Annotated in this window: 7 protein-coding genes and 1 pseudogene; 3 read left to right on the top strand and 5 right to left on the bottom strand. The window is 65.1% G+C overall.

The features are described from left to right. The 5 genes and pseudogenes from A5694_RS24350 to A5694_RS20855 form a co-directional block, all read right to left on the bottom strand. A pseudogene (locus tag A5694_RS24350) lies at nt 1-371 on the bottom strand (hypothetical protein); the annotation flags it as partial. Between the two features lie 18 nt (nt 372-389). Continuing rightward, nucleotides 390-1,373, bottom strand: a complete 984-nt coding sequence (locus tag A5694_RS20870; RefSeq protein ID WP_064924210.1) for a cation diffusion facilitator family transporter — start codon at nt 1,371-1,373, stop codon at nt 390-392. Nucleotides 1,374-1,588: 215 nt separating this feature from the next. Beyond that, entirely contained in the window at nt 1,589-2,308 is a 720-nt protein-coding gene (locus A5694_RS20865) for a YoaK family protein (protein ID WP_064924212.1), read from the bottom strand. A 411-nt stretch (nt 2,309-2,719) separates the two neighbouring features. After that, nucleotides 2,720-4,957: a manganese-exporting P-type ATPase CtpC gene (gene ctpC / locus A5694_RS20860; protein WP_234787950.1), complete on the bottom strand. Its 2,238-nt coding sequence runs from the start codon at nt 4,955-4,957 to the stop codon at nt 2,720-2,722. A gap of 8 nt (nt 4,958-4,965) precedes the next feature. Continuing rightward, entirely contained in the window at nt 4,966-5,247 is a 282-nt protein-coding gene (locus A5694_RS20855) for a DUF1490 family protein (protein WP_064924209.1), read from the bottom strand. 791 nt (nt 5,248-6,038) lie between these two features. On the opposite strand from A5694_RS20855, the gene A5694_RS20850 reads away from it, so the two are divergent. The 3 genes from A5694_RS20850 (at nt 6,039) to A5694_RS23785 (ending at nt 8,873) form a co-directional block, all read left to right on the top strand. Continuing rightward, entirely contained in the window at nt 6,039-6,605 is a 567-nt protein-coding gene (locus A5694_RS20850; protein ID WP_428844291.1) for a cation transporter, read from the top strand. A gap of 200 nt (nt 6,606-6,805) precedes the next feature. Further along, a complete protein-coding gene (locus A5694_RS20845) occupies nt 6,806-7,447 on the top strand; it encodes a DedA family protein (protein WP_064924208.1) in 642 nt (213 codons plus the stop codon). 595 nt (nt 7,448-8,042) lie between these two features. Then, nucleotides 8,043-8,873 (top strand): hypothetical protein, encoded by an 831-nt coding sequence (locus tag A5694_RS23785; protein ID WP_131809623.1) that lies wholly within the window; start codon nt 8,043-8,045, stop codon nt 8,871-8,873. Nucleotides 8,874-8,944 lie beyond the last annotated feature (71 nt).

The raw sequence follows: 8,944 nt of genomic DNA, 5'->3' as shown, positions 1-8,944 counted from the left end.
TGGCGGGTGTCGGATTCGTCGTCGCCATGATCACCGGCATCGCCGGGCCCCTGGTGCAAGTCACTGGCGCGCTGTCCCCGATCCAGGCACTGGACACGCCGTGGATCAGCGGGACGGGCGCCGTCCTCGCCGTTGCCGGCATTGTCGCCACCCTCTACGGACAGCGCGCCAGTGACTTGCACCAGGGGCCCGGCGATGCCGGTGATCATGGCGACGACGAATCCGACACCCGCCAACCATTCCAGCGAGCCCGGACGCCCGCCGATTCCTCGAAATCCGGTGGTTCCGAAGCGGCGGTGCTGCGACCAGCTCCGCCATCCAAAACCGAGTGCTGCAAAGGTGATGTAGAGCGCTATCGCGAGTGTGTCCATGATCGAGACGTCCTGTTGTTAGGGGTGTCCGGGCGTATGCGGGCGGCCGTGCGGGTCCTGGCAGTGGGCGTCGATGCCCGATTGAGGCGAGCCGACGGATTCGGGGTGCGCGTGATCGACCTGCAATGTGGTGTGATCGATCCCATGGTCGCTGGCCAGCAGCCGGGTCAGGTCGGCCCGAACAGCGTGGCAGTCGCTGTCCGGTGTGACCAGTACGTGTGCCGACAGCGCCGGAGATCCGGAAGTGATCTCCCAGATGTGCAGGTCGTGGACCTCCAGAACGCCGTCCCGGGTGGCCATCTGCTGCCCAATGCTAGTGGGGTTGAGGTCTTTGGGGGCCGCTTCCAAAAAGACACGGCTCGACGCGCAAACCAGGCCGATACCGGCCCTGATCATCAAGGCCACCACTACCAAGGTGGCGATCGCATCAGCACGGGCAAACCCGGTCGTCATGATGATCACCCCAGCCACGGCCGTCGCGATGAACGCGAACAAGTCGTTGAGAATGTGCTGGAAGGCGCCCTCGACGTTGAGGCTGGCGCGGTTGGCACGGCTGATCATCCACGTCGCTGCGACGTTGACCACGATGCCGGCCAGCGCGGTGATCAACACCAGGGTGCCGGTGACCTGCGGCGGCTGGATCAGGCGGCGGACGGCTTCGTAGGTCAACCACACCGCCAGCACCAACAGGCTCACTCCGTTGGCCTGCGCGGACAGGATCTCGACCCGCTTCCACCCGTAGGTCATCGATCCCATTGCTGGTCGGGCGGCCAGCCGAATCGCCCATAGCGCCAAGGCGATCGATGCCGCATCGGTCAGCATGTGCGCCGCATCGGAGAGCAACGCCAACGATCCCGCAGTCACCCCGACGATGACTTCACCCAGCATGAACACGGTGATGACTGACAGCGCACCGGCCAGCCATCGCCGATCACTGTCGGCCGACGCATGCCCGTGTGCGTGCCCGGTCGTGGGCGGTGCCGCGGGGTCAGGAGGAGCCATGTCAGAAATATATGCATGACTCGCTATATATGCAAGTGGTGCGTCTCGTGCGGAGGTGGTCGGTCCCCTCAATGGGTATCCGTCGCCACCGGCTCCGGGGACCCCTCAATGAGGGTGCTCCTGTGCGTGCGGGGGTGACCGACGATCCTGCTGTGAGGCAACAGGAATCGCCGGGTCGGCCGTCCGGTGCCACAGCCGCGCACATCGGTGGGGTGTCACCGCTGCTGGCGCAGCGCCCGTCGGTCGACGTGGAAATGGGTGTATCCGCTGGTGAGCATGCATATGAGGGCGGCAGCCGCGATCATCTGGGATCCGCTGATTACCAAGCTGATCGCGCCACCGATTGTTGCGCCGGTGACGAAGCTGGCCCATAGCAGGAAGTAGCCCAGCCACTCGGTGGCCTGTCCACCGCTGATGTGGCGCTCGATGCCTTGGCCTAGCTTCACTAGGGTTCCGGTCACGTAGCTCAGGGGAATGGACACCTCACCTGCTTTGACGAACGAGGTGTTCAAGCTTCCGATCCCGAACGCAACAAACAGCACAGGGACGAACGAGACTTCGCTGGTGGACCATCCGTCCACGGCAACGTCGACGACCGCGGCCACCGTAAGAGACAGTGCTGTCAGTACTGTCGGGCCGTGTGGGTGGGCGAGCCACAGGTGTCGTCGGCACAGTGAGGCGATCACGACGCCGCCGACGAAACACGCCAGCAGCAGCGCGGCGCTGATCGATAGCCACTGCTCGTTGCGGAAGAACCCTAGGACAGCGCGTTCACTGTTGCCCGTCATGAAGGTGACGAAGTAGCCGGCCGAATGTGTAAAGGCTGCTGCTCCAATCAATCCTGCCACCACGGCCAGGAGCCAGGACAGCCGTGCTTCACGGTTGACGATGTCGCGAAGCCCCGGCCGATTCGCTGGTAAGCCGGATTCATTGATGGTGGCACGACCTGGGTGCGGGAGACCGGAAGACTGCTGGAGAACACCCGGGTTGCGGTACCCGCAGCGCGTGCACTCCTGGACCCGCTTTCCGTCGTGCAGTCGCCGACGACACGGGGACCCGCACTGAGGGCACGGCGGGTCCTCTATAGCGTGATCAGAATCTTTATCGGACATGGGAATCCAGCCTCTCCTTGCGATGTCGCTGGTGCAAAGCGACGGCCGGCAGGGCGCCATCTTCAGGATCGGGCCGAGCTGGCGCACTGAAGTCAGCGCTGAAACCGGTTGTTGTTGTGACTGCACTGGCGGTGTGGCCTGGGTCTTGCCGCCGGTGTGAACGCCGGCGGCAAGACCATTGGGCGGTGGTGTCCGCGCGTGGCCCGCTGTGCGGGTGCGCGGCCGCGGGTGCGGTTATTGACCGCCGGGAAGTGCCAGGGCCTCCGGCCGAGTCTCGATGGCTACGGTCGGCGGTTGTCTGTTGGTACCCGGCGACTGCCCGTTGGCCAGACGGTATCGAATCAGCCGGGAGCTGTTGGTAACGACTGCAACCGAGGACGCATTGTGCAAGATCGCGGCCAGCACCGGTGAGAGAGCACCGCAGGCGCCCATCAGCAGACCGAGGGAGTTGACCGCGATCGACATGCCGTAGTTCTGCCGGATCACCTGGACCGCGCGTGCACCCAGGTCGGGCACGTCGAGCAGGCGCTGCAGGTTGTCGTTGGCCAACGCGATGTCGGCGGTCTCGACGGCGACATCGGTTCCGGCTAGACCCATGGCGATGCCTATATCGGCGGTCGCCAGTGCGGGCGCGTCGTTGACGCCGTCGCCAACCATCCCGACGACATACCCTTCGTCTTGCAGTTGACGTACCACTTGGAGTTTGTCCTCGGGCAGCACTTCAGCGCGCCACTCGTCGATTCCCAGTTCGCCGGCGACGACCTCGGCGGTCTCGGGGTGATCGCCGGTGAGCATCACAATGCGGCGAATTCCGTTGTCGCGCAATTTCTGCACTACTTCGGCTGCTTCAGAGCGTACTTCATCACGCAGACTGATCAAGCCGACGAGCGTGCCGTCCACGGCCAGCAGCAGCGGAGTCTCGGCTTGACTGCGTAGCTCGCTCACCCATTCGGTGGCCTTTTTGGAGACCCGCACCTTTTCTGAGCGCACCAGCGAGGGGCTGCCCAGCAACAGAACCCGGCCGTCTGCCCAGGTCCGCATCCCCAAGCCCACCAGCACCTCGCACTGCTCGTGCGGCGGAATGATGATGCGCCGCTCCTCGGTCGAGCGGATCACCGCCTCGGCCAGCGGATGACGAGAGTGGATCTCGGAGCTGGCCGCATAAGCCAGCACCTGCTCGGGTTGCCAATCCTTATGCAGCGCGATGATGTTCGTGACCACCGGGCGTCCGATGGTCAATGTCCCGGTCTTGTCGAACACGATCGCGTCCACCCGGCCCGCTTGCTCCAAGTGCGATCCACCCTTGATCAAAATGCCCCGCCGCGCCCCGTTGCCGATCGCGGCACTGATCGCCGTCGGGGTGGACAACCCCACCGCGCACGGGCACGCGATCAACAGCATCGTCATCGCCCGCCGGACGTCCCCGGTGAGCAGCAACGTGGCCGCGGACACAATGAATGAGATCGGCACAAATCGGCGCGAGAAGTTCTCCCCCACCGTCTGGATCGGCGCCCGATCATTTTGTGCCTCTTCCACACGCGCGATGATGCGCCCGATCGTGGTGTCGCTGCCCACGGCACTGGCGCGCACTACCAGGCGCCCGCGCACCACGACCGAACCGCCGCGCACCGTTGCGCCGGCGACGATGCTGACCGGCAATGTTTCACCGGTGATCGCCGACTGATCCACCGCCGCCTCGCCGTCAACCACTTCCCCGTCCACGGGAATCGCGACATGATCGTGGATGACGACTTCGTCGCCGATCTCCAGGGTGTCGATAGGAACCTGGACCTCGCTGCCGTCGGCAAGCCGAATCCAGGCCGTGTCGGCGGTGCCTCGTAGCAGATCGGCAATGGCCCGGCGAGTGCGGCGAAGCGTCAGCTCTTGCAGGTACTCGCCGATATTAAGCAGCCACAACACCGTCAGCGCGACCACATTCTCCCGCAACACCATGCTGGCCACAATCGCCACCGTCACCAATGTATCGGTGCCGGCGCGACCGGACCGCAGCGAGCGCAGCGCACCGCGGAAGAACGGATATCCCATGAACACCGTCGCACCGGTGGCGATCAGCTGGCCGTTGGCGCCCAGCATGGGCGGGCGCCGGAACCCATAGCGGCGCACACCGAGCAGGAACAGCGCAACACCACCGATCGCGATACGCAGGACCTCGGTGTTGCGGACATCGGCCGAGCGGGGCGTGCGGGCCGGAATCAGCTCGGCAGCCACGTCTTTAGCCGCCGCGATCGCCACCAGGATCGCCGAGCGGTCACCACGTTTGGGCGAGTACCACACCACAACCGATCCAGTATGCGGATAGGCGTGCACCGTCCGAACCCCGGCCAGTCTGTCGACGGCCTCTTCGACCGCCACCGCACGCCGCGAGTTCGACCGCACCCACGGAACATGCACCCGTATGCGCCCCGCCGCATCGGAAAGGATTTCTACGGCGGGGTCGTCCACAACAGTCATGTCCGCGATCAGTGGTCGTGGTCGTGGTTCGCGGCGGCAGCCGGCGGAGCGGTCTCTTCGCCGATACGTTCGCGCGCCTCGGCGACCACATCGGCCAGCTTGAGCCGCGTCGACTCCGCAGCCACCTCAGCACGCCGCGTTCCCCGTAGACCCAATTCAGTAACCGCCACCGTGGCCCGGCGCACCGGAGCCGTACCCACCGCCTTGCGCACGACCTCGTACGCGCTCACCCCGACCAGCCCGGTGAACACCGTTCCGGCCGCCTTAACCAACAGTCCGTGCGGAAGCATTAGCCACTCCTTTTTGTCCAGCCCTCTGGGCACTGTTCAGCGAGCTCACCCGCCTCAATATATGAATATATCGCAATATGACTATGTGTCAACATTCGGCGGCGGGTCCCCGCTAGGAAGCACGCCAGTAGAGGTGCCCGCGAGGGCTGACCGACGTATCGGGGTACCCGGCGGCGGTCGCCACGCCGAGGAGAGCGGCCGATACACGCGGGCCCGAGCGTTCACGACCGGGATCGCCGCCCACGACGCAGCCCGTCGCAAGCACCCGCAGGCGGCGCGGCGTCAACCTGGCGATCCCCACTGACTGCATCGCGGCGGGAGCGAACCTTTCAATCATGTGCATACATCGTGATATGTTGATATCTCTTGTTTGCCGGATTCGGGTGCGGCCGGCAGGCGCGACCGGGTGTGCCAGCGCGTCGTCGGCGACGACGCAACACGGCGTCCCGGCTCAACAGGTGCACGGAAAGGACGACACCAGCGCAATGTGCAAAGAGCCTGCTCGTGAGAATGATCAGCACCCTTTACCGGCGAAGTCACCGCTCCCCGATGAGCGCGGGGCCGGTGTTTCCGCGACCGCTAAACCGGCTGCAGTCCATACGCACGACCACGCTTCGAGCACAGCGGCGCGCAAACAGTCCCCAAGCCCTTCGGGCCTAGCGGCCGCCTCCGGCCAGGGCGGCAATCTTCCCATCGAGGCGTGTGACGATGCTTGCCACGGCGAGTCGGGCCACGCGGCCACGGTCCCCCACGACGCCCAATGGCGCGCCCGCGCCGGCTGGGCGCGGCGGCTGGCCGTCGTCAGCCTGGTGTTCGTCACTCTTCAAGGAGTGGTGGGTTTGTGGCAGGGAATGGCCGCTGGCTCGATCGCCCTGACCGCGTGGGCGCTGGGCAGTGTGCCCGAGGGGTTGGCAGGTGCTGTGGTGATCTGGCGATTCACCGGTTCGCGGATCCTGTCAGAGACCGCAGAGCGACGTGCTCAGATCGGTGTGGCGGTGTCGTTTTGGCTGATGACGCCCTACATCATCGCCGAATCGCTTCGGCATCTGTTCGGTGAACACCACGCCGAAGCCAGCATGATTGGGATCGTCCTGGCCGCAGCAGAATTGCTCATCATGCCGGTCTTGGGCCGAGCCCAGCGCAGCCTCGGCGCACGATTGGCCTCGGCGGCCACCGTAGGTGAGGGCGCGCAGAACTACTTGTGCGCCATTCAAGCCGCTGCGGTGCTGGTTGGTCTGGCGGTCACAGCCAATTGGCCTACCGGCTGGTGGCTCGACCCCGTCATCGGACTCGGCGTGGCCGCCATCGCAGTCTGGCAAGGGTTCCGGTCCTGGCGAGGCGACGACTGCGGCTGCTAGATCGCGGGGTGTGACTGAACCCGTACAGCCCTACTCCCCCTGCTCGACGAACCAGAAACACAGCACATCGCACATCTCATATAACTATAGCAATAATTGCATGTATTGTCGTCAGCGTGGTGGCGCCATCTCCCGCCGCCTCACCGCACAGCGGCTCACCTCCTACCACGGCGTATGGGGGCGCTCAAGAAAGAGGATTTATGCAGCAGTTCATTGTCAGCTTCGGCGTTATCGCGGTCTTTGCGCTGATGGTGGCCGAGTCTGCCGGAATCCCGATTTCCTCCGAAGTCACCATGCTGCTCGGCGGAGCGCTGGCCGGCGGCGCCGTGGCCGGCGTACACATGGACCTTCCCCTGGTGATCGCGGCCGGCACCTGCGGCAATGTGGTCGGCAGCTACCTAGGCTGGGCGGCAGGACGCTACGGTGGCCGCGCCGCGCTGCGCCGCTGGGGCCACCACAGATGGGTGGGCCAAGCGGGCCTCGAACGCGCACAACGCTGGTTCACCCGCTACGGTGCCGCCTCAGTGTTCTTCGGCCGCCTACTACCGGTTATCCGCAGCGTCATCTCATTTCCAGCCGGATTGGCCGGCATGCGGCCACTACGCTTCGGCGTCTACACCTTCCTCGGCTGCCTGCCCTGGACGGCAGTCCTGGCCGCAGCAGGCTACGCCATCGGCGCAAACTGGCGGGCCGCCGCCCACAGCTTCCATTCGCCCGCCGCCCTCACAACAGCCGGCATCATCATCAGCCTCGTCACAGCCGCAGCAGTCGTGTTTCGCCGCCGGCGATCGCACCGCCCGCACGGTGAACTGTCAACCGCACTCAGTGACACCGACCACTAGCCCGGGCAGCATCTTGGGCGCACTGGCCGTCCTGCTCGTCGCCGTCGTAACCGTAGGTGGCAAGCGCAGTGTGAAAGTGCTGCGTTCGCCCGAGTTGGCTACCGCGCCGGCGTCGCCCTCGATCCCACCCGCGCGCAGGGAGCGACACCGGGGTGAGCGGGCTTGCCAGCCGATCCCGAAGACCAGAAACCACCTCTATCAGTGGTTTTACAGTGCTGCCAGTCGGACTCGAGCCGCCACTTGGCGGATTCTCCCGAGTTAGGTCATTTTGCTTTGGTGCCTTGAGTTTGGGGCTGCCAGAGCGTTCAGAATCGGTCGGCCTCGGGGTCCGGGCCGACTGGAATGTGACGATCACGCCGATGATGTCGACGGTGGCTGTGCGCAGGGGTTCGACGGCTCCCCACAATCCAGGGTGTAGTTGCGGTTCGAATCCCGCGACTTTCAGCAGCGCTGTGTCGATGTAGATGGTGAAGTCGCCGAGGTTGATTGATCCGGGGAGTGCCGTTGATGGGATCGTGAGCGCCCGTCTATGACCCCACCGACTGCCTGTTCCATCGGGACCCCACGCGCTGAAACACCAGGCAGGATCGGATTCATGGTCGCTCACGACGCACCCCTGACCGACGCCCAGTTCAAGGTGCTGCAGTGGATCAATGAGGGTTGCCCCGAAGGCGTCTTCACCGGCTGGGCACATCGAACGTCAGCCCGTGCACTTGCCAGCCGCGGCCTCGCTCGGGTCAAAGGCCACGGCGCCAACTGGACGGGGACGATCGAGCCGGCAGGAACGTACTATCTGGAGCACGGCGCGTTTCCGGATCAACCATTCGTTCGCCGACGCTCCCGATCCGCTCACAAGCGCCGTCGCTTGCCCCGGCCAGAACCGGCAGCCCCTCCGATGACCAGCGGCGACGCTGGCGGGCCGGGCGCGCGCTCGACCTCTACTAATACGCCGAAGCTCGGTGTCGCCGAGCAGCTCATCGAGGCACTGCGCCAGGCCGGAAAGTCCGGTCTGACAGTGGCGCCTGACGATCTCCCCACCATTCGTCGTCGTCTGGCGCGCGCGGAACGCGACAACCGGATTCCGGCCGAGCACCGGGTAGCCTGCCAGCCCGCAAGGATCAACGAGCAGCACAGCGTTCTCCTGCGGCTCCAGCCCATCCCCCGCTGGCATGTGGCAGCACTGCGGCCCCGGGCACGCAAGAGCGGCGTGCATACCGCGCCGGCCACCGAGCTCAACGACAGCAACACTTTCCAGGTCACCGGAGAACCACGCGAACGCGCCCTCCGACTAATTGATGCGCTGGTCCACGGCGCCCAAAGCCACCGAATATCTGTCGCCGCAGCTCAAGTCGAGACCCAAGATCGCTACCAGCGCAATACGCAAGTTCGCGACGAACTGGTCTTTACGATCGAGCCCGACCGATAGCGTCCCGGGGAGTGGTGGACTTCGGATCTGGCGTGGTTCACGCGTTGCGATCAACGAGTCATGTTGAACGC

This window comes from Mycolicibacter sinensis (genome assembly GCF_001667945.1).
Classification (GTDB): Bacteria; Actinomycetota; Actinomycetes; order Mycobacteriales; family Mycobacteriaceae; genus Mycobacterium; species Mycobacterium sinense_B.
The sequence above is the reverse complement of the archived record's forward strand: the minus strand, read 5'-3'. Positions and strand labels throughout refer to the sequence as shown.

Bases quoted from the DNA above. Each gene is read 5' to 3' on its own strand.
- A5694_RS20870 (WP_064924210.1), bottom strand. From the start codon at position 1,373: ATGGCTCCTCCTGACCCCGCGGCACCGCCCACGACCGGGCACGCACAC.
- ctpC (WP_234787950.1), bottom strand. From the start codon at position 4,957: ATGACTGTTGTGGACGACCCCGCCGTAGAAATCCTTTCCGATGCGGCG.
- A5694_RS20855 (WP_064924209.1), bottom strand. From the start codon at position 5,247: ATGCTTCCGCACGGACTGTTGGTTAAGGCGGCCGGAACGGTGTTCACC.
- A5694_RS20845 (WP_064924208.1), top strand. From the start codon at position 6,806: ATGCAGCAGTTCATTGTCAGCTTCGGCGTTATCGCGGTCTTTGCGCTG.
- A5694_RS23785 (WP_131809623.1), top strand. From the start codon at position 8,043: ATGGTCGCTCACGACGCACCCCTGACCGACGCCCAGTTCAAGGTGCTG.